The 22883-nt window shown below is 36.4% G+C and carries 14 protein-coding genes, 1 tRNA gene and 1 pseudogene; 7 read left to right on the forward strand and 9 right to left on the reverse strand.

From position 1 onward, the window contains the following. Positions 1-1216: 1216 nt before the first annotated feature. The 3 genes from ME1_RS00010 (at position 1217) to ME1_RS00020 (ending at position 7323) form a co-directional block, all read left to right on the forward strand. Positions 1217-1630, forward strand: a complete 414-nt coding sequence (locus ME1_RS00010; protein ID WP_004861727.1) for a hypothetical protein — start codon at positions 1217-1219, stop codon at positions 1628-1630. Between the two features lie 724 nt (positions 1631-2354). Beyond that, positions 2355-5075: an autotransporter family protein gene (locus ME1_RS00015; RefSeq protein ID WP_004861732.1), complete on the forward strand. Its 2721-nt coding sequence runs from the start codon at positions 2355-2357 to the stop codon at positions 5073-5075. A 1882-nt stretch (positions 5076-6957) separates the two neighbouring features. After that, positions 6958-7323, forward strand: coding sequence for a response regulator (locus ME1_RS00020; protein ID WP_004861740.1), 366 nt, complete (start codon positions 6958-6960; stop codon positions 7321-7323). 314 nt (positions 7324-7637) lie between these two features. On the opposite strand, the gene rpsI is transcribed toward ME1_RS00020, so the two are convergent. Then, positions 7638-8123: a 30S ribosomal protein S9 gene (rpsI, locus tag ME1_RS00025; protein WP_004861743.1), complete on the reverse strand. Its 486-nt coding sequence runs from the start codon at positions 8121-8123 to the stop codon at positions 7638-7640. A gap of 2 nt (positions 8124-8125) precedes the next feature. Then, positions 8126-8590 carry a 50S ribosomal protein L13 gene (gene rplM, locus ME1_RS00030; protein WP_004861744.1) on the reverse strand — a complete coding sequence of 155 codons (465 nt, stop codon included), beginning with the start codon at positions 8588-8590 and terminating at the stop codon, positions 8126-8128. Between the two features lie 292 nt (positions 8591-8882). Between rplM and recJ the strand changes: the two genes are divergently transcribed. Then, positions 8883-10667 (forward strand): single-stranded-DNA-specific exonuclease RecJ, encoded by a 1785-nt coding sequence (gene recJ / locus ME1_RS00035; RefSeq protein ID WP_004861747.1) that lies wholly within the window; start codon positions 8883-8885, stop codon positions 10665-10667. Positions 10668-10686: 19 nt separating this feature from the next. Here the strand turns inward: recJ and parE are convergent, their stop codons facing one another. From parE to ME1_RS00055, 4 genes are all read right to left on the reverse strand, one after another. Beyond that, positions 10687-12753 carry a DNA topoisomerase IV subunit B gene (parE, locus tag ME1_RS00040; protein ID WP_004861752.1) on the reverse strand — a complete coding sequence of 689 codons (2067 nt, stop codon included), beginning with the start codon at positions 12751-12753 and terminating at the stop codon, positions 10687-10689. Between the two features lie 80 nt (positions 12754-12833). Continuing rightward, entirely contained in the window at positions 12834-13571 is a 738-nt protein-coding gene (lipB, locus tag ME1_RS00045; RefSeq protein WP_004861756.1) for a lipoyl(octanoyl) transferase LipB, read from the reverse strand. A 147-nt stretch (positions 13572-13718) separates the two neighbouring features. After that, positions 13719-14570 carry a TPM domain-containing protein gene (locus tag ME1_RS00050; RefSeq protein WP_004861759.1) on the reverse strand — a complete coding sequence of 284 codons (852 nt, stop codon included), beginning with the start codon at positions 14568-14570 and terminating at the stop codon, positions 13719-13721. Continuing rightward, entirely contained in the window at positions 14570-15214 is a 645-nt protein-coding gene (locus ME1_RS00055; protein ID WP_004861762.1) for a LemA family protein, read from the reverse strand. The genes ME1_RS00050 and ME1_RS00055 overlap by 1 nt, the downstream gene beginning before the upstream one ends. Positions 15215-15896: 682 nt before the next feature. Here ME1_RS00055 and ME1_RS08195 point away from each other — a divergent pair. Both ME1_RS08195 and ME1_RS08200 read left to right on the forward strand, forming a co-directional pair. Then, positions 15897-16325 (forward strand): MFS transporter, encoded by a 429-nt coding sequence (locus ME1_RS08195; RefSeq protein ID WP_004861769.1) that lies wholly within the window; start codon positions 15897-15899, stop codon positions 16323-16325. 660 nt (positions 16326-16985) lie between these two features. Next, positions 16986-17410: pseudogene (locus ME1_RS08200) on the forward strand (late control protein); the annotation flags it as partial. A gap of 321 nt (positions 17411-17731) precedes the next feature. Here ME1_RS08200 and ME1_RS00065 read toward each other — a convergent pair. Further along, a tRNA-Lys gene (locus ME1_RS00065) sits at positions 17732-17807 on the reverse strand. Positions 17808-18262: 455 nt separating this feature from the next. Between ME1_RS00065 and ME1_RS00070 the strand changes: the two genes are divergently transcribed. Then, complete coding sequence (locus ME1_RS00070) at positions 18263-19816, forward strand: TerC family protein (RefSeq protein WP_035009256.1); 1554 nt, start codon at positions 18263-18265, stop codon at positions 19814-19816. A gap of 328 nt (positions 19817-20144) precedes the next feature. Here the strand turns inward: ME1_RS00070 and ME1_RS00075 are convergent, their stop codons facing one another. Both ME1_RS00075 and ME1_RS00080 read right to left on the reverse strand, forming a co-directional pair. Then, complete coding sequence (locus tag ME1_RS00075) at positions 20145-21098, reverse strand: lysylphosphatidylglycerol synthase transmembrane domain-containing protein (RefSeq protein ID WP_004861777.1); 954 nt, start codon at positions 21096-21098, stop codon at positions 20145-20147. Beyond that, positions 21095-22867, reverse strand: coding sequence for a cation:proton antiporter domain-containing protein (locus tag ME1_RS00080; RefSeq protein WP_004861780.1), 1773 nt, complete (start codon positions 22865-22867; stop codon positions 21095-21097). Before ME1_RS00080 ends, ME1_RS00075 begins: the two co-directional genes overlap by 4 nt. Positions 22868-22883 lie beyond the last annotated feature (16 nt).

Raw genomic sequence — 22883 nt, forward strand, 5'->3', positions numbered from 1 at the left:
ATTCCCATACTTTTATTTACGCATCCCGAACCTTAAAAAAGATTATAAAAATCAATTTATTATATATATACAAGGAAAGTTTTTCACACTCTTTTTGTATAGGAAAAATATAATTATGGAAACAACCTCTTTTCTCATATCGATATGGGCTGAAAAATACGCATTGTATGGGGTTCATTCCCAATCTTTCTGATAGCCAGTTATCATTGTTTTTTACAAGCTGTAATAAGGGGGCGGTTATTGGGTGGCTTACAGGTAAGACATCAGAGAATAAGTGAAATTCAGGATTTTTGCTGAGATGCTTTTAAAGCAATCAAAACCATTTAGCATTTTATCGCTTTCTGTATTCACTAAGATACCGTTCTTCTTCATTTTTTTGAGGAGTTTTTAATTAATCACTCCCTTTGTTTTTTTGTAAGAGGATAGTGTAGTGATACCATATCAGATTTTTCTAAAAGATAATGAAAAATTTTTAGAAGATGAAAGATACATTTCCTTAATATCATTATTTAACAGCTGAAGAAGAGCCGTAGCTAAAAGCAGGCTCTGATGGCATTACCATATGTTCTATAATGGCATTTTTATCTCGCCAGACGATGTGGTGCGCTATAAGGTTTAGGTTGCTGATAATAAAAATGATCTTCTTTCTTTTACAGACTTCCCACAAGCTGAAATAGGAGAAGTAGAATTTGGAATAGAAATTTATCAGAAATAAAGGAAAAGTGATTTTGGTGACTAAAGTAACTTGACAAAAGAGATACAAAATTTGGGGAGATGGAAGATTTAGTGTATCCCTACGGTAATTCTGGTATAAATATTGATGCATAACCCCGTGGGTAACATGACAGTGGGCAGATGTTTTCTGGATTTAAAAAAACATGGTATTCATGGGATAGCAGATAAAACAGAGATTCGTTTTATGGGTCAGATTCGAATGTACAAACCGTGGAAAATACATTAAATGAGTTGGTAAAGACAAGAAAAACTATATCAGCTTAGAAATTCATAAGAATACGACATTGTTAGTGTAAATATTGGTAAAAATTCTTATATCTTCTATAAGATCCACTCTGATAGTGATGTAAATACAGAGAATGGAAAAATATTGAAAGGTTTTTCTAGGGTCTGTGTTTTTTATGGATATAATGAGATCTGTAAAATGTGTATGATCATTTCACCGTGTATCAACTTATTCAAATGATTCAGGAAGAAAAAAATGAAACAAATCTTAAAATTGTTATTCACTGGGATAGTTTTGTTCACTATGACTGGATGTGGTTCAGATCAGGCTCCTCTAACGGCTGTAGATGTGTGGGAAAAGCCTGGTGCAGATGAGCTTGAGATAAAAAAAGCATTGCTAGAATGTGGAATGCCGTCCCTTTCAGGTCTTTCTTTAGAAAGTTACTCGAACACCTATGAAAAAATCAACGCGGATGCATCTTTTGATGCTTGCTTGATACAAGCAGGTTTCCATCATAGATTGGGGGCGGTGAAATGGTGTGAGAAGTATAAAGCTGATAATCTTCCTATTTGTCAACCTGATGCTGTCATTCCTCAGAGAAGTGTCGAAAAACGTTTGAATAGTCCTTATTGTAAAGAAAATACAGATCAGCCGGAATGCCAACCTTAGATTTTTCTGCTGGTTATAAAACAACAATCCCGATCTTCTTACTTTTGCTTAGAATGGCGGGATTGTTTCCTCATTCTACCATAAAAATACTGTGTTTCTTGTTTCCAAAGATAAGTAGAAAAATATCAACAGGCTTTTGAGCTATTTTATTGTAAACACATCTCTTCAAAAGAAAATCATAAAATTCTTTGAGTGCGATAGCTTTATGTGGAATGGGCTACTAGTTTCTTCTATCGGCTCTAGCATTGTGGGAAAAGCTTAAGTGTTCATAAGTTCACAATTAAAAAGCAGTCTTAAAATGTAGCCGAATATTACTCTAGCTTTTTTCTGAAGATATGAACCTATATCTGCGTGAATATGTTTTAATTTATGAATGTGTGAGCAAGCAGGATTCTAGTATAAATTGCAAGATTTAAAATGGAAATTAGATATATGTATTGAGTATGGACATTTTTCAGATTTTCACTTTCTAACAAAGAGAGCTAGAGAAGAAATGCGTGTTATTTTATCTTGTGCGTAGTTTCTATCATTATAAACTTATTAAGGCTATTTTCCTGCTGATTTTTATTATTGTTCATGAATATGAGCAACGATGTTTCTTTATTCTCGCTTTACATAAAATACGAAACGTATTATGCGTAACATACGTAGTGAGGTGAACTGTAAATATTCTTTTTTGCCTGTATTTTTGTTTTTTTTGAGAAGAAAGAAAGTTTGAAAAAGAATGCTTATCAAAGTATCTAAAAATCGTTTATATTCCTGTGTTTTTATAGGGACTGTTTTTTCTTTCTTATCCAACATAGAAAATGTTGAGGCACGTTCTCGTTCGTCCGTTTTGCTTTCATGTGATGAGAGCAAATTACCTTATAGATGCAGTGATGGTACAGAGCATATAATTGCTGATAAAGCATATCAGTTTATGATGCCCTCTGAAGAAAAAAATGGGGATGATAATTCTTTTCTATCGTCAGCTGCTATAGTTGCACAGCAACAAAATACAATTATCCGCGCAATGCGTGTGAAAGTTGAAACTACCAATAATATAGAAGATAGCTATGGTGTAGTTGCTTCACAAAGTGGAAAGGTTATTTTAAGCGATTCAACTTTAAAGGTTTTTTCTACAGGACTCAAGGCTGAGAGTGGAACGATTGAGATTAATCGTGGATCGGTAGAGGTTACTCAACTAGGTGTTCATGCAGATAAACAAGGGGCATCTGTTATTTTAACAGATACAAAAATTAAAGTTGAAAGTCAGGATAGCGACCAAGAAGCGGCTCTTTTTAGTGGTGTTGATGCAAGTATTAAGATGTCAGGTGGAGCGATTGATGTGACAGATGCTGCTGCGGCTTATGTAGGAATAAGGGGGCAGGTGACTTTAGATGGTGTTGCCATTACTTCAAAGGGTAAAAAAATAAATGAAGAAGATAGCGATATTCATGCAGTTTTCAATGTAAATCAGAACGGTTCTCTTTCTCTAAAGAATAGCAATGTTGTTGCTAGCGATGTTCGTGGTTTTTGGATTGGATTAGATGTTAACACGCAGTCAAATGCTGGAGAGGAAGGGCCTCTTTTAGTTTCTCGGATTAATATTGAGAATTCAAAAATTACGCTGACAGGTAACAAGCATGGTCTGCATTTTGATATGGACAAAGGAGATAATGACTACCAACAAGGAATGATCTTTTTAAAAAAGACGACTTTTGAAGTTCCAGATGGTACGGCTATTCATAGTCATAAGAGTAGTGGTTATATTGGCGTCACAGAAGGTACAAAGATCTCTGGAGATTTGTTGTTAACAGCTGAAAAGAGATCTTCTATGGCGGTGTTAGTTGAATCTTCTTCACTGATAGGAGGGACCCGCGTTGCCGATGATTCTACTGCTGAGCTTTATTTGACAGGGGATTCAAAATGGTTGTTAACGAAGAGAAAAGCGATAAATTTGCAGGACTCGAACCGTGTCATTTCCTCTCTTTCGTTTGTAAAACTTTCTGATAGTACTATTGCTTTCGACCTCCCAACGGACGAAGAGTATCAGACACTTCGTATTGGAAATGGAGAGGAAGAAGTTTATAGTGCACAGGGGAATGCACATCTTTATCTTAATACATTTCTCAATAGTGATGGTTCGCTCAATAAACAGAAGACTGATAGGCTTTTGATTCATGGTGATGTTTCTGGAAAAACGACAGTCCATGTGCAGTTTATTTTAGGAAATCAAGGGAAAGCAGCAGACAATGAAAATACGCACAGTATTTCATTGATTCAAGTTTCTGGAAAAACAGAGGAGGATTCTTTTCAGCTAAGTAGTCCTTATATCACATGGGGAGGATTACCTTACCAATACTATCTCCATGCGTATGGTCCAAGTTCTTCTCTTGGGAATGCACGTACTGCTCAAAGATTAGTTAAAGGTGATGCAGATTTTTGGGATTTTCGCCTCGAAGCTAAATATATACAACCTCATTTTGTGTCAAAAATAAGGGATGTTGTTCCGCAAGTTTCAATATATCTTCTCTTGCCGAGTGCCTTATTTCATACTGGATTGATGGATATCAGCAACCAAAGCAAAAGATTGGAAATTATGCGATCTTCTTCTAATGCGTCGTTAGAAAGTGATAAGGCTCTTGCTTTATCAGTTCGTGGTTATGGTGGAAGTTATCACTATATTTCAGATCTTTCCAGGCTTGAATATGGTTATGGGGGTGATCTTGATTATCATGCCATAGAAGCGGGTATTTCATTGAAACCAATTGAGAATGCATATAGTACAACGTCTTTTGGAATTATGGGGACTTATGGCAAAATGTCTTTGCACCCTCGAGATGTTAAACAAAGTCAAAAAAGTCCATTTCATAAATGGTTAATGACAGCGTATGGTAGTGTGGAATATGATACTGGTTTTTATGTGGATGGACTTTTATCCTATGGTTTATTTAAAGGTGATGTTCTCACCTCTACAAGGGGCAAGACAGCAACATTAAAAGGGAATCCTTTGAATGTTTCTTTGTCTGCGGGTAAAGCATTTATAGCAGGGTATAAAGATCTTGTTTTTGATCCGCAGGTTCAGCTTATTTATCAACATCTCCGGTTTGATAATGTCCGTGATGTTGATAACTTTGATATTGAGATAGGGAAATCTAGTCAATGGATGATGCGCATTGGTGGACGTTTAACTAAAACACTTGCAACCTCTAAAGAGGATCGCAGCATTTCTTTCTATGGGAAGCTTCATTTTGCACATAGTTTTGAAAAAAAACAATCTGTGCATTTTAAAGATGCTTTTCAGTTGGGTGCTTTCGGTTCTTCTTTAGAAACGGGATTGGGTATTCATTCACAACTCTCTTCACAGATTACGCTTCACAGTGATCTGATCTATCAGCATAAGCTTACCAAGGCTGGTTTTTCTGGAATTCGTTTTTCTGGTGGGGTGCGCTATCGTTTTTAAAATTAATTTGGAAAAGCTAGAATCCTTCGTCACAAATGAGATAGATATATAAGGAAATCTTATATTTACAGCATATCTTCTTAAGAAATAAAGAGAAGGATTCACTGATGTCATTTGTTTTGTATTTGAAGACAGTTGCATTTTAAAATGTTTTTTTACTTTTGGTAATGCAATCTTATCAAGAGCCTATAAGGTATATATTTATGGCAATAACTATATGAGTTTTTGTGTTTGCGGTTATTAATAAAAAATACTTAAAAATGTGTATTATATTGTTTATACTATTACATAATTTTATTATATCATGGAATATATTTGCTTATAGAAACATATTAATTCGGATATGTTTAAACAGTTCTCTCACTTGTTAAATGCATAAAGAAGATAAGGAGAGGCTGTGAGGGTGCAAATGCGAGACAAAAATTCTCATGTAAGCTGGATTAGCTCAATAAGCCTCTATATGTCCGAAAGAGAGCTAGAGGACATTATAGACAACATGATAACAAATTATCCGTATTATAATGATACATTCTTAATAGATAATAAAGGGGCTTAATAGATAATAAGGGGGATAAAAATGGGTAGTTTAAGCTCACCGCGTGTTTCACAGGTTTCATATAGTCCTTCGGGTTACTGGGATGAGAAAAAATCAACAGGGCAGTTAAGGCAGAGATAGGAGGATCTATTGAGACAGTTGCAACAGGTGGTGCAAAAGTTCACCGCTTATTGTGTTGTTTGCTGCAGAGGGTATGGAATTAAGTGCAGCGGTGGTGGCGTTATAAATGGCGCTTTAATAGGGGGAGCAGTGCATCATGCTTATATTTTCTAAAACAATTTATGAAATATTTAGAAATATATCTATAAAGTTATAGTAATGTTATGTTAGACATATTATTAATTAAATATGTTTACATATTTTTATGGAAATATATTTTAGTAAAAATAAATTAATCTATAATATTATACTTTAATTTAGAAATTTTGTGTTATTGGTAATTTAACTATTATTAATTATTTATTTTGTCAGTATGTAATTTAGTTATATTTATATCTTTATTTGAAATATATTATGATAATAATGAATATATTAAAAAATATTATTAAAAAAGTCTTTAATAATATTAATTTTATTGTTTCGTTATTTTTATAATACTTTTTATTATCATATTTTATAAGTATAATTTATGTTATTATTTTGTATATAATTTATTTATCAGTTTAAAATATTAATAAATTGTTTTTTTAAATTTTGGCTAAAAAGATAAAGGGTAAACTGAAGCCAGTAAATGCCGAGAAGAAAATGAGCATTTATAATAAAACTTTTCATTTTCTAGTATTGCTACCGCTTTTGCATTTTAAAATGCATTAATTACATTGTATGATCTGTTTAAAATCCCATAGATAACCTTTTTTCTGATTTTTTATCCAATAGCTGTATTGATGTATAACAAAAGCGTCTAAGATAACAAAATGTTACAGCAAACAAACACTTTTGAATTAATTTACAAAATACTGATTGCTTACAGAGCAAACAGTCTATGCGGTTCAACCTTATTTAAATTTTTCTTTTCAAAAGTTGGCAGTTGAACTTATTTGCATTTTTATGTCTTTATAAGGTAAAAAGGCTTATGTGTTGATTTTGATATTTATAGCTTTGGTCAATTCAAAAAATAATACCAATAAAATCTATGAGCTATTGTAGGCCTCCTTTTTATGAATTGAAGAAGCATCACGCTTAGCATTACAAATATGTGCGAAAAAATGCTTTTATCGGGAATTATTTAATTTCTTTCTGGTTTACAATTTTTTTTATCATTTTATCTTAAGCTAGAGGTGAGGTGTATTAGTCTATATTTTATCTAAAAAGGGTGGAATTATACGAATGTCAAAAAAAGTTATGATCGTGGAAGATAATGAACTGAATATGAAGTTATTCCGTGATCTTGTAGAGGCGAGTGGCTATGAAACAGTTGAAACGCGTAATGGTCTTATCGCTTTGGATTTAGCGCGTTCATCAATGCCTTCCCTTATCCTTGTAGATATCCAGTTACCGGAGGTATCGGGAATCGACGTTATTAAACAATTAAAAGAGGATGAGGAACTTAGATCTATCCCCGTTGTTGCTGTAACTGCTTTTGCTATGAAAGGGGATGAAGAACGAATTCGTGCAAGTGGATGTGAAGAATATATGTCGAAGCCTATTTCCGTTCCTCATTTTATTACAATGGTAAAGCACTTCTTAGACTGAAACTTTGTTAAATGATGATAGAAAAAGATATTGTAAAGCTCCTGATGTAACTAAAGTTATATTGCAGAGGTCTTTTTGAACGAGCGCATGGATATCTCTGAATGAGCAAAGTATAGATTCTAAAAATTGAAATCGAGGGTATGAAATTTTTTAGAACAATTTCTTCTTAGTTCTTATTTCAAAAGAAGTTTATCGTTTTATATTTCTACTTTCTCCTAACAAATATAAATTGATCGCTATGTTTTTTTTAATCTGCTTTAGTAAGCAAAAAAAGCCCCGCAAACGGGGCTTTTTGTATTGCACGAAAAATGAAATTAGCGCTTTGAGAATTGGAAAGAACGACGCGCTTTCGCTTTACCGTATTTTTTACGCTCAACAACACGGCTATCACGGGTGAGAAAGCCTCCCTTTTTCAAGATCGCACGAAGCTCTGGCTCGTAATAGGTTAGAGCTTTAGAAATACCATGACGTACAGCACCAGCTTGTCCAGAAAGACCTCCACCTGCAACAGTTGCAACAATATCAAATTGCGTATCCCTATTTGTTGCAACGATTGGCTGACGAAGAATCATTCTTAGAACAGGACGCGCAAAATATTGATCGAATTCCTTATTGTTAATGATAATTTTTCCAGAACCAGGTTTGATCCATACGCGAGCAACGGCATCTTTACGTTTTCCTGTTGCATAAGCACGCCCTTGTGAATCAAGCTTTTGCACATGGACAGGAGCGACATTTTCATGAGCTTCTGCAATATTTGTTACCACGCTAAGCTCAGAAAGAGAATTAATTTCAGCCATAATTAAGCAATCCTTTTGTTTTTGCGGTTTAAAGCACCAACGTCAAGAGCTTCGGGCTGTTGTGCCGCATGCGGGTGTTGGCTCCCAGCATAAACACGTAGATTCTTCAACTGGCGACGACCAAGTGGTCCACGAGGAATCATGCGCTCCACAGCTTTTTCAACAACACGTTCAGGAAAACGGCCTTCAAGAATCTGACGTGCTGTACGTTCTTTGATTCCACCAATATAGCCGGTATGCCAATAATATTTTTTGTCTGTATATTTCTTGCCGGTGAGAGATATTTTGTCTGCATTAATCACAATAACATTGTCACCGTCATCGACATGTGGAGTAAATGTAGCTTTATGTTTGCCTCGTAAGCGGTTAGCAACAAACGTAGCAAGACGACCTAAAACAAGGTTCTCTGCGTCAATAATAACCCATTTTTTCACCACTTCAGTTGGCTTTTGTGAAAAAGTTGCCATAGAAGTATCCTTTATTGAGACCCTTTAGAAAGGGTGCTTTTGTTGTTTTGCGTTGAAAATTGTTATCATAGCGAAATATTTAACGCGTACTATTGGCTCTGATATAATGTCTTTTGATTTACGTCAAGAGAAAATAAAAACTTATAAAACAGTGCTTTATAATTGAGGTATTATAATACCATATATCGGGAAGTGCTGTTGCATAGTTTAAGTTGAATGGATGTTGTAAAAGAGTGTGAGATCTCTAACTCTCGATTGTATTTTATTAGCTTCCATTGTAAAATAAACAGTAATGCAGCGGTCCCGTTATTTTCTCAATGTTAAATCTTCTGCTTGTGGTCAAGCTTGGTTAGATGCTCTTGATGTTCAAGGGGTGAATAATGCGCATGCTATTTCTCAAAAATTTGGTTTTCCAGATGCGTTAGCTCGTGTTCTCTCAGCAAGAGATGTGGACGAATCCGAAGCCGTTGCTTTTATCGATCCAACGTTGCGTTCGCTCATGCCTGATCCGGAAAGTTTTGTGGATATGCAATGCGCAGCAGAGCGCATTGTTAAGGCTATTCTGAATCAAGAGAAAGTTGCGGTTTTTGGGGATTATGACGTTGATGGTGCTTGTTCTTCAGCACTCGTAGCACGCTTTCTACGCTATTTTGGTGCCGAAGTAATAATTTATATTCCTGATCGTATTGTTGAAGGATATGGTCCTAATGAACAAGCAATGAAGATGCTTGTGCAAGAAGGAGCTCGTTTAATTATTACAGTTGATTGTGGCGCGAACAGCCCAGATGCAGTAAAAGCGGTAAGGCTTGCAGGTGCCGATGTGGTCGTTTTAGACCATCATCAAATGTCTGAGGTCCATCAAGAAGCCGTTGCTCTTGTTAATCCTAATCGCCCTGATGATTCTTCTGGACAAGGGCATTTATGTGCTGCTGGCGTTGTTTTTGTCACATTAGCATGGGTTAATCATCTATTGAAAAAGAAGAAGTTTGAAGGAACACTTCCTGACCTTCTCAGTATGCTTGATCTTGTTGCATTGGCTACCATCTGTGATGTTGTGCCTCTACAAGGTGTTAATCGTGCTTTTGTGGTTAAAGGGCTCCAAGTTGCTCGTTCCATGCATAATCACGGAATACTGGCTTTAACAAAGGTTGCGCGTATTGGTGAGCCACTTAATAGTTTTCATTTAGGTTTTTTGTTAGGTCCTAGAATTAATGCGGGAGGGCGTATTGGTGATCAAGCTTTGGGAGCACGTTTGCTTAGCTGTGAGGATAAAGATGAAGCTAACAGAATAGCAGAACAATTGGATCAGCTTAATCAAGAACGCCAAGAAATGGAGGGCATCCAATTAGCGCAAGCAGAATCTTATATTGATTCTCTTTATCAAAATCGAGAAATGCCGCTGTCACTTGTGATTGCTCATGCAGAATGGCATCCGGGAATTATTGGAATTCTTGCATCCCGCTTAAAAGAGCGTTTTTTTTGTCCTGTTTTTGCAATCGCTTTGAAAGAAGATGGAAGTGGTGTGGGGTCTGGACGTTCAATTAACGGCGTAGATTTAGGTGCACTTGTTCGTGAGGCTGTTACATTAAATTTATTAGAAAAAGGGGGAGGGCATAGCATGGCAGCAGGGATCACAATCCAAGCGACAAAAATTGAAATTTTTCGAGAATGGTTAGAAGAAAAAGTCTCTTTAATGGTTTCGCAGTTGCGTGCTGAAAAATCTCTGAGGATAGATGGTTGCCTTTCTGCTTCTGGTGCTAATCAAGCACTTTTTGAGATGATTGAAAAAGCAGGGCCATTTGGTTCAGGAAATGCTACCCCTGTTTTTGTTCTTCCCTCTCACAGGTTAATTAATCTGTGTGAGGTTGGTAAAGGGCATCTGCGCCTCGTTGTCTCTAATATTGAAGGAAAAAAACTGCAAGGAATAGCTTTTCGTGCTGTGGGAACATCGCTTGGTCATTTTCTTTCTGAAAATATTGGTGAAATGATCCATTTGGCTGGTAATCTTAGTTTAAATTATTGGAATGGAACGATTACCCCACAACTGCGCGTGATTGATGCAGCAGCCGTGGTTTGAGAAGGATATTTTTTGAAAATTAAATGTCTAGATTGGAGGCAAAAGTAGAATTTTCTTGGATAAAACGAAACCGCGCTTCTGGTTTTGTTCCCATGAGACTTTCTACGGTATCTTTAGTTTCTTGCATTTCCATCGCATCAATAGAAACACGTAGCAGTGTACGTTTTTGAGGGTGCATAGTCGTTTCTTTAAGTTGCTCAGCGCGCATTTCACCAAGCCCTTTGAAACGTCCAATTTCGATTTTAGCTTTTCCAGTAAATTCAGTTCTGAGCAATTCATCTTTATGGGTATCGTCACGTGCATAAGCGACCTTTCCTCCTTGCGATATTCGGTAAAGGGGAGGCACGGCAAGGTATAAATGTCCTTGACGAATAAGATCGGGCATCTCTTGAAAAAAGAAGGTGATGAGGAGTGAGGCAATATGAGCACCATCGACATCTGCATCCGTCATAATAATAATACGTTCATATCTGAGATCTTTTTCACGATATTTAGAGCGCGTTCCACATCCAAGAGCAAGTATAAGATCACCAATTGTTTGGCTTGAGTTCATTTTTTCATGTGCAGCACTGGCTACATTTAAGATTTTTCCACGAAGAGGTAAAATTGCTTGGTTTGCTCTGTTCCGCGCTTGTTTAGCCGAACCACCAGCAGAATCACCTTCAACAATGAACAATTCAGCACCAGCAGCACAGTTTTGGCTACAATCCGCGAGTTTGCCAGGCAGACGTAATTTACGGACAGCTGTTTTACGATTTATTTCTCTATCTTGACGCCGTTTTACGCGTTCTTCAGCACGTTCAATAACCCAATCAAGGAGTTTTGTTGATTCTTGTGGAGAATTAGTTAGCCAATGATCGAAAGGATCACGTATTGCATTCTCAACGATACGCTGTGCTTCAATTGTTGCTAATCGGTTTTTGGTTTGTCCAACAAATTCAGGATTTCTGATGAAAACTGAAAGTATTGCAGCTGTTGAAATCATAACATCATCAGAGGTAATGATAGCAGCACGTTTGTTTCCTATTAACTCACCATAGGATTTCAATCCGCGCAAAAGAGCTTGTCGCAGTCCTATTTCGTGGGTTCCTCCTTCTCCGGTAGGAATGGTATTACAGTAAGACTGTACACAAGCATCGCCACCATGCCAAGCAATAGCCCATTCAACAGATCCATGGCCATTACAGTGTTTTGTTTTGCCAGAAAAAATCTCTGATGTTACTCGATATTCATCTTTCAATGATGAGAGTAAGTAGTCTTTAAGCCCATCGGGGAAATGGAAAACAGCTTTTTCAGGAATATTTTTTGTGCCTTCAAGGATGATAGGATCACAATTCCATCGAATTTTTACGCCGCCAAAAAGATAGGCCTTGGAGCGTGCCATCTTATAAATTTTTTCTGGATCAAAAGCTGCTTTTTCACCAAAAATTTTACTATCAGGGTGGAAACGAACGCGTGTGCCACGACGATTATAAACATCACCTAAATTTTCCAATCCAGTTTGAGGAATACCGCGTGAGAAGCGTTGACGATAGAGTTTTCGATCTCGTGCTACTTCGACTTCCATATCATCAGAAAGAGCATTGACGACAGAAATTCCTACTCCATGTAGCCCACCAGCAGTTTGATAGGCTTTGTCATCGAATTTTCCACCTGAATGGAGTTGCGTCATGATGACTTCAAGAGTAGATTTGTCAGGCATTTGAGGATGATTTTCAATAGGAATACCGCGCCCATTATCTGTAACCGTTAAATAACCATCTTTATCTAACGATACATCAATTAAGTCCGCATAACCAGCAACGGCTTCATCCATAGCGTTGTCAATGATTTCGGCAAACAAATGATGCAGCGCCTTGCTATCCGTTCCACCAATATACATTCCAGGACGTAAACGTACAGGCTCTAAGCCTTCAAGAACTCGAATAGAGAGGGCATTATAGTCGTCTTCTTGCGTTTCCTTCGTATTTTTTTTCGAACTCATTACTTCTGAGTTCACAGGGGATGGCAGATTTTTTTCTTTTGTATTTAACCGAGATTCGGCATTATTTAAAATACTGAAAAGATCCTTATTGTTATCGCTCATGCCGTTTGATTATCCACCTCATAAAATAAATCTTTATTAAATAAATTTTATGCCTGTTTTTTATTTAAAAATCAATGCACTTAGGAAACATCAATTGTTGGACCAAAAATTTGTTCAAATGTTTGTTTCAGAGCAATATCAATGTCATGCATTGTGATAGGAAAACCTAAATCAAGAAAACTGGTTACACCGTGCTTTGTAATCCCACAGGGAACAATCCCTGAGTAATGCGCTAAATTAGGATTCACATTGATGGAAACTCCATGAAAACTTACCCATTTGCGTACTCGAATGCCAATTGCTGCGATTTTATCTTCTGAAGAGAGGAGGTTTTGTGTGGATGTACAATTGGATCGTTGAACCCAGACGCCAACACGCTCTTCACGACGTTCACCTCTGATATTAAATTTTGCAAGGGTTTGTATGATCCATTCTTCTAATGCACTAATAAAAGCACGGATATCTTGTTTGCGGCGTTTAAGATCAAGCATAATATAAGCAATACGTTGTCCTGGACCATGATATGTAAATTCTCCGCCACGTCCTGCTTCATAAACAGGAAATAAGTGAGGTGCTAAAAGATCTTTTTTATTCGCACTTGTACCAGCTGTATAAAGAGAAGGATGTTCAAGAAGCCAAACTTGTTCATGCGCGTTTTTTGCAAGAATGTTTTCTACACGCTCTTGCATATAACGTAGTGCTTCAGGATATTCGACCAAGTTATGACTTACTTTCCATTCTACTGGTGGATTTCCGGGGATTGTTTTAAAATGATGTGGTAAGTGATTACGATCAGTATGTTTCAATTCATATGCCATGAGCAATATCTACGCTGGTATTCGAGTTCGTATTGGATCAGAAAAAGAATTACAGAGAAAGATAGGAAGTTATTTATTAAAATTGAGATAATAGAATAATAAGTTTTATTTAAAATAAATTATTACGTCTATAAATCTACACGCATTTTACCATCTTCCTGTTGCACCACCACCGCCTGATGATCCACCTCCGCCTCTGAAACCTCCTCCACCTGAAGGACCACCAAATCTTCCACTAGAATATCTGCCGCCGGTTCTTAAGTTAAGAAACCAAGGTGTGAAGATGATACCCATCCAGAGATATTTCTGTTGGCCTACTTTTTTTCCAAAAATCATTGCAAGAACAGGCAAACCAATCATTATAAAAAAGACTAAAATCATAATTGCATTGATGATCATTTGTTCTTTTTCAGCTTGTTTACGTTGCTCTTCAACAATTTTAGCCTTTTCTCTGATTCTAAAAGAAAATTCAGAATCACTTTCTGTAATAACGTTGGTAATTGCATGAACTGTTTCAATCACGCCTTTTTGATAATTCCCTTCACGAAAATTGGGAAGAGCAAAAGTATTAATGATAACTGAAGAAAGTGCATCTGTTAGCTCTCCTTCCAAACCATACCCTACTTCAATACGCACTGCGCGTTCGTTCGGTGCAATGACAAGCAATACACCGTTATTGAGCTGTTTTTGACCTAATCTCCATGTGCGGAAAAGAGAATTGCTATATGTCTCTATATCATACCCTGAAAGGGTAGGGAGAGTTACAATAACAATTTGATCTCCAGTTTTCTCTTCGAGTTCAGTCAGTTTTTCTGTTAAGTTTTGCTTTGTTGTATTATCAAGCAAATGAGCAACATCGTTAACATAGCCAGTTAAGGGAGGAAATTTGATCTGCGCGTAAGTGACACTCCCCAGTGCAATAACCAGATATAGAGCACTCAAAAAAGCCCATAAGAATGGAAGAACACTGCGTTGCATAGAATGTCGAAACGATTTCATTAATTAAAATGGACCTTTGGTGCTTGTTGGCTATTGGTGTCAATCGTAAATGTTGGCATAGGTTTAGCATCACGAAACCATAGTTTTGCCCAAATCATCGTGGGCATTGTTTTGAGAGCAGTATTATAGATACGTACGGTTTCAATATAATCACGGCGTGCAACAGAGATACGATTTTCAGTTCCTTCTAATTGCGATTGCAGAGCAAGAAAATTCTGATTTGCTTTAAGATCAGGATAGTTTTCGACAACAGCCATAAGACGTGACAGTGCGCTTGATAAATTTGCTTGATTGTTGAGATATTGCTTCATGAGTTCTGGATTATTTAACATATCGGCATTAATATTTACTTGCGTTGCTTTGGCACGTGCTTCAATAACATTTGTAAAAACAGCTTGTTCATGAGCTGCATAAGCTTTGACAGTTTCTACAAGATTAGGAATGAGATCTGCACGACGCTGGTACTGGTTCAGAACTTCACTCCATGCCGCGTGTGCTTTTTCTTCATTTGTTGGTATCGTATTAAATCCACAGCCACTTAAAAATGGTATTAAAAATACTAAAAAAAGAGCGATTGAAAATCGTCTTAACATTTTAACCATAGAATAAGTAAGTATCATTGAAGCAGTTTGTAAATTTAACATAAAAATATCTCCACAGTTATTTTATGTATATATAGGATATATCTTTTTTGTGAAAAGTATTTTTAATTTTATAAAAAGGCATTCTTCAGAAATTGAGCGTTTACAAGCGATGTTTGTTTATTCTTTCAGGACGATATGTTGTTGTAGATTTAGGCATCCATGGCACGCATAATACAATTAACGGATTTTTTAAATCTTTACTTGATCTCATTTAAAAATGGATTGCTACGGTTGATGTATCCAATCTTTTTCATTTGATGAGCCAAGCTGCCTTCAAGATGGCGCGCGCTGTTATATGCCGGTTCGGCCACGGCAAATGTTATTATTGAGCCACTGATTATTCCAGGTAAAACCAGATGTTATGCATGTGTGAATCAAAACCATATGAGGGATGACAATGCGTTTGCATTTGTTAAGAATATTAAGAAAAACTATATGAATACTTTGATAGACCCGTATAACGTGGTTGCTGGTTCTTTGGCTGCTCTTGAGGCAGTGAAATATTTAACGGATTTTGATAAATGTCAAATTATGGATAAGGACATTATTCATTAATTTTTCCGGATATCAAATTGATAGGACTGGAGATCCGTATAGCGGCTGTTGCCATATTTGTAATAAAAGATAAATTTTTATATTAAAGTGATGCATTGATTACTTTATCGGCGTTATTGGGGAATAAATGGCGAGTATATTAGCGTTTGGATTTTTATTTAACGGTATAAGGATTTTAACAGGCGCTTTTATTGTATTTTATATGTTTGAGAAAGGGTTAACTCTTATCGATATAGGTATCATTAAGTCATTTCAAGCTTTTATTATGATGGTGACAGATATTCCTCTTGGATATTTTGCAGATAGAAAAAGTTATAAGTTATCTATCATTTTAGCGGCAGCTTTTGCAGCCACATGGCTATTTCTCATGGGAGTTTCTACAAGCTTTAGTGGTTTTCTTTTGGCAGAATTTTTTAATGCATTATCACTTACATTGATTGCTGGGCCTATAATGCTTTACTTGTTCAATATGCGAAAACAAAACTTACATCTACTAAAAAAGTACTTGGTTCAAGTTCTCAATATAATTACATTGGCATGTTTATATTTAGTTTGATAGGTGCATATTTTGCCGATTACTCTCGTCAATATATATGGTATATCTCTGCATTTTTAATGATGATGACAACAATATTTGGTTTATTTTTTTTTGGATGATCTCAAAGGAGAGCAAAAGTTAAGAAAAGCCAATTCTTTAATTTCTGACGCAAGAGAGATGTTATCTATTTTTGTTAAAGTTCCTTATATCTCTCTATGTTTTTATTTTTCGCTTATTTTTATCTTGGTGTGATATTTTCTCTTATATTGTTTTCCCAGCTATTGGCGAGTTTTCTCTTTACAAAACTGAGTGAGAGGATGAATTTTGTTTTATTGCTGTTTCTTTCAGCTTCTATGATTTTTACAGCTGCTTTCTTTGATCCAAGAAAAGAAATTGCTGTTCTTTTAGTCTGTATGATTTTTTATTTAATTAAGTACACATCTCTTCGTGTAGAAGTCGTCCTGCACGATAGCATTAGCGATAATCTTAGGGCCACATATGAATCTTTTCTGTCAACTGTTGGAAGGCTTAGCCTATTGGTATTCTTTTACCTTAGTGCGTATATGGTAAATATATTTGGCTTTTTGTCCCTAGTTTACATTTTGGGTATCTATTTATTTGTTTGCAGTGTGTTTTTTAGAAGGAACTCTAAAAAAATCTCAGTGAGAATATGCATTTATCATTATAACGAGTATTTCATGTGGTTTCAGAGGGGGATGTTTTGTTGCCAAGTTTATTGTCAGTTCGGGAGACAGGGAGGGAAAGATTTTGCGCCTTTGTGGCAAAAGCGCTCTGATGGATAAGCAAATCATCGTTGGCGAGATTGTTGAAATTTTAGCCAAGCGCCATGGCTATCAGGTGAAAATTAATCAAAAGTTCGCTAAAAAAATTACCTTATATCGTCCGCACCGATCAATCGGAGGTTGATTTGAAAACACACCTTGCTGAGCGCATGCAAGCGCGTTTTTAAATCAAGGACAATAAGTTTTTATTTTAAGTGGAAACAGTTTACCGGCACTCGACTTTATAAACATGACTGTTCCAGCTGGGAATGTACCCTCGAGCTACGGACCCAATACAGCACCATTAAAACCTCTTATTTCCTAATGATGTATTCAAGATGCAAAAAAACTTCAGTCGATTTACGCAAAAATATATTACTCTATTTTATTTGTATGGTTTAAATAGTGTAACAGCAGCTAAGGAGTTGATCATCTCAAATTGCGCGTTTTAAAAAGATTCTATTAAAGAGATTTTAAATAACTTTTGAAAAGTCTTTTCTCCTTTTGAGAGCCCCTTTAAAAACCTTTGAAAAATAAATTGGTACAAAACCTAGTGTTAAATTATACAAAACCTAGTGGCAAGCTACACTCGCCTTAAAAAATATATGGAAAATCAACAAGTTACATGAAGTTTAAAATGTGTGGTGGGTGATGAGGGGATCGAACCCACGACCCGCTGATTAAGAGTCAGCTGCTCTACCGACTGAGCTAATCACCCAAGGCTTCTTAAAAGGTAAGAGTGGGAAATTCTATAACGTTCCTAAAGAAGGAAGTCTAGATGATTTTCTTATTTTTTATCTGAAAATGCTAAAGTCTGTAGCTAGATTGGTTATACAGTTAAAAATATGATACAAAACCTCTTGATCTTATATAAAAATAGACCCATTATAAAAAACTCTATAAATAAATGTTCTGATTATTATGGGACTATAGTTGGAGGATCGTCGAGCGTAATGCCCGAGAAAAATTCAGAAGAGCCTTCTTGTGATTGTAAGAAGTTTAGGCTGTTGTATTATTTTGTAAATTTTATCAATAACTGTACGCGTCTAGGAAGTACTTTTCTTTCTGCTAACGCGGTTTTTTTGCACGCAATTTTCTTGATCAATTGTGCGAATGAAAGCTCATGAATCTGTTTTATCAATTGCGCACTTTTAGGTTTTTAAAGGGTGAACTATGATGGATTGGATCACTGATCCCCATGCGTGGTTTGGCTTGGTCACGTTGGTTTTTCTTGAAATTGTTTTAGGAATAGATAACCTCATCTTTATTGCAATTTTAGCTGAAAAATTGCCACTGCATTTGCGTGATCGTGCGCGCTTGATAGGCCTCACTTTAGCATTAGTTATGCGGCTTTTTCTTCTCACGGTTATTGGATGGGTGATGAATCTTGATACGATCATTTTTTCATTCTCATCTTTTCTCTTTAGTTGGCATAGTCTTATTTTAATCGGTGGTGGGATTTTTTTGCTGGCAAAGGCAACGCTAGAATTACATGAAAGATTAGAAGGAGTATCGCATGAAAGAAAAACAGGTATTGCTTATGCGGTTTTTTGGCAGGTCATTGTGCAAATCGTGGTGCTGGATGCTGTTTTTTCTTTAGATAGTATTATTACTGCAACAGGTATGATTGCCAAAGAACAGGCAGTGGTTATGTATATAGCAGTTATTGCTGCTATGGGGGTGATGATGTGTGGATCTGGCGTGCTTATGCGTTTTATCAATCGTCATTCCACTATTGTAATTCTTTGTCTTGGCTTTTTGATGATGATAGGCTTTACGCTCATTGTTGAAGGATTTGGCTTTCATATTCCAAAAGGATATTTGTACGCTGCTATTGGTTTTTCCGTTCTTATTGAAGCTTTTAATCAAATTGGGCGTCGTAATCGTGAGAAGATGATTACAACAAATGATCTACGTGATCGAACAGCTGATGCTGTTTTAAGACTTTTAGGTGGGGGAAACAAAGAGGGTAATCTTGGTGAGACTGTAGATGTCATTGCTGAACAGGCCGCAGCTTCTGAGTTATTTAGACCGGAAGAAAAAGAGATGATTCGTGGTGTTCTCGATTTGGCAGATCGTCCTGTTCGCTCTATTATGTCGCCGCGCAACGAGATTGAGTGGCTGGATTTAAATAGTGATGAGAATGAAATGCGTGAAGAACTACAACAGGTTAAACATAGCCGCTTAATTCTTGCACGTGAAAAAGTGGACGAATTTGTTGGTGTTGCTTTGACAAAAGATCTTCTTTTAAATTTGGCTGAGGGAAAAAAGATCAATTGGAAAAAAGCCATGCGAGAACCACTCGTCGTTCATGAAAATACAAGTGTTTTAAGGTTGATGGAGCAATTGCGCCATTCCTCGATTCAGCTGGCAATTATTGTTGATGAACATGGATCTTTTGAAGGAATTGCAACACCAACGGACATTCTTGAAGCCATCGCAGGTGATTTTCCTGATGATGATGAAGAGCCTATGATAGCAGAACAACTTGAAAATGGAAGTCTTCTTGTTGAAGGATATGCTGATATCCGTCGTTTAAGTAGTTACCTTGGGTGTAATCTTGTTGATGAAGCAGACCGTTATACTACTTTGGCAGGATTTATGCTTTGGCGGTTTGGTCATTTGCCGAATGAGGGGGAAAGCTTTGAAACTGATGGTTTGTGCTTTAAAGTTATCGAAATGGATCGCCGGAATTTATCTAAAATCCTTATTTCCCCACTTGTGTAACCAGAAAAAAGTATATTATTTTATAAGTAAGGTGATAGAAAAACACACTCTCTTATAAAATAGTAATCTTGATCACTATTGAACAGTTACAGAAGCAGTTGTTCTTCTATACAGGAATTTGGTTGATGGGTTTATGAATGATTTTTTGAAGAAGAATGATAATATTAAATATCCTTGTGTATTTTGTACCATGCAGATTGGTATGAAAAGCTCTCCAGGAGTTAATATAAAAAAGATAACGGTTTTTGATTGATATACAGGATTAAATTCTGTGCAGTTGTTATTGTTTACACGTGCACGAAAAAAGAAAGCTATGATTTCCCTTTATTTATTCAGGTGGTGTTTTGGGGCTCCGTTTCCAATATTGTTGCGTTTCAAAAATTGCTACAACAAATAATGAAATGATGAGCGGTATAATCAAATAAAGCATTCTAAATACAATAAGTGCTGCAACAACATCAGTTGGATTTACACTGGGCATACCTGTTATGAATAAAGCTTCCAGAACGCCAATTCCTCCAGCAGGGGCATTGGAAAGAAGAGTTATTGTGAAAGATGCGAGAAACACACCGAGCACAGAAATAAAATGAACATCTGTAGTGTGCGGGAGAACAGCATATATAATTCCTGCTGCTCCTAAAAGCTCTAAAGGGCTAATGAAAAGCTGTTGAATGACTATTTTCAGTTGTGGATAGGAAAGCTGAACTTTTTTTCCTAAGTGTAAGGGTTTTAATTGAAGCCAGCTGCCAAAAGTATAAAGTGCTATAAAGCTGAGCAGAATTGCACCAATTGTTGTTCCAAGCCATTCAGGAAGATCATTATGAATGAGAGTAATAATTTCTGGTTTCAGAATTAAAACAATCCCAAAAAGTAAGATTGTGCCTATCACAAAAGTAAAAGAACAAAAACCTACCAATATTGCGATTTCTGTTCCATTTAATCCTTTCATTTTATAGGCGCGATAGCGTACGACTGCACCAGAAAAAACGGAAGCGCCAATATTATGCGAAAGTGCATAAGTAGTAAATGAACATATAGCAATAAAAATCCAAGAAATTTTATGGCCAAGATGTTGCAAGGCAATTCGATCATACCCAGCAAGAGCAGCATAAGCTAGAAGAGAGCACAAACAGGCTAATAACCAGTCTTGTGCATTTAAATTACTTAAGCGTTCCAGTACATCACCAAAAGAAATGGCCGAGAGCTTTACATAAAGAATGCGGATAGAAATCAGCATTGCTAGGATACCAACAAATGGCCATATAAATTGCTTTATTTTCACGCTTCTTTACCCATTTCATGTTTTCTCAAATTTAATTCATGATTGTGCATATTTTTGACAGATCTTTGTCCTGCTATATGCTCAATAATACCATTGGCAATTTCCTCATCATCCGTTACTACAACATTTGCACCTAAATCAATGAGATAAGTTGTTTCTACATCGGATAATGCATGCGTGATTATCTGAATATCCTTCTTTATATCACGTATATTCACTATACATTCTCCTACTTCAATGGTACTGCGCATTGTAATAACAATTTTATATGCATCACTTATATTTGCTGCGTTCATTATTTCTTGTTGAATAATATTACCACAAATCACCTCGAAACCGTCTGCAATTGCTTTATCCGCGAGGCGTTTTGATTCTTCGACAATTACTATAGGTTCACCTCTGTTTATTAAAGATAATGCAACAGATTTACCAATACGTCCGTAGCCAATAATCACGATATGGTTCGTTTTTAAAGTTGTTGGTAAAAAATCGTGGTCAGAATCTTGCGGATCAATATCAATAGTTGTTTGTGTATCTTGTAAATTTGTAGGAAAATTTTCTAGTCGTTTTTTAATTTTATCACAGGCAATGAAAACAAGGGGATTGAGCAAAATAGAAAGAATCGCACCTCCAAGGATTAAATCATGAGCATCGTTGTTTAAAAGTCCTAAACTCAAACTTAAACCTGCAAGGATAAAAGAAAATTCTCCGATTTGGGCAAGGCTTGCAGAAATTGTTAAAGCGGTTGCATTAGAATAACGAAAAGCTTTAACGATGAAAAATGCAATAACAGATTTTCCTAATATAATAATGGAAAGTGTTGCTAAGAGAGGGAAAAAATGAGTCAATAGTTTTCCTGGGTCAAATAACATGCCTACAGAAACAAAGAAGAGAACAGAAAATGCATCTCGTAGTGGTAAGGATTCTTCTGCTGCACGATGGCTCAATTCTGATTCACTCATAACCATTCCTGCAAAAAAAGCACCAAGAGAAAGAGAAACACCAAATAAATGGGCTGCTCCGAACGCTACTCCTAGTGCAATAGCAAAGACGCTAAGGCGAAATAACTCACGTGATCCCGATTGTGCACTCACTTTTAACAACCACGGGATAACACGCCGTCCAATAATAAGCATAAGGGCAATAAAAATAAGCACTTTCAAGATGGTAAGACCAAAAATTCCTCCAATGCTTAAATCTAACCATTGAACAAGAGGATCAACCGCTTCTTTTTTTGTATTGCCAAGGATGTTTGCTAGTGATGGTATGAGAACAAGTATAAGAACCATCGCTAAATCTTCAATAATCAACCAGCCAACCGCAATGCGCCCTTTTTCTGTTTCAATCAGATGGCGTTCCTGCAAAGCACGTAGCAAGATAACAGTACTTGCTATTGATAAAGCTAAACCAAAGACCAAACTACCGCTAAATCCCCACCCCATGATCAGACCAAGACATAAGCCTAGAAAAGTAGAAAATGCCATCTGTGCAATGGCAGCAGGGATAGCAATAGCTCTTACAGATAAAAGATCTTTTAATGAAAAATGGAGTCCCACACCAAACATCAGCAAAATCACACCAATTTCAGCGAGTTGGTTGATAATAACAGAATCTATTTTAAAGCCGCCTGTGTTGGGCCCTACAATAACACCTGCTAATAAGTATCCCACGAGTGGTGAAATACGCAAGCGGCTAGCAACCATTCCTAAAAGAAATGCTAAACATAAACCTGCAACAATAGTTGTAATCAGTGGTGTATCATGGAGCATGGATTATTTACGACTT

The organism is Bartonella vinsonii subsp. arupensis OK-94-513 (genome assembly GCF_000278235.1).
Classification (GTDB): domain Bacteria; phylum Pseudomonadota; class Alphaproteobacteria; order Rhizobiales; family Rhizobiaceae; genus Bartonella; species Bartonella arupensis.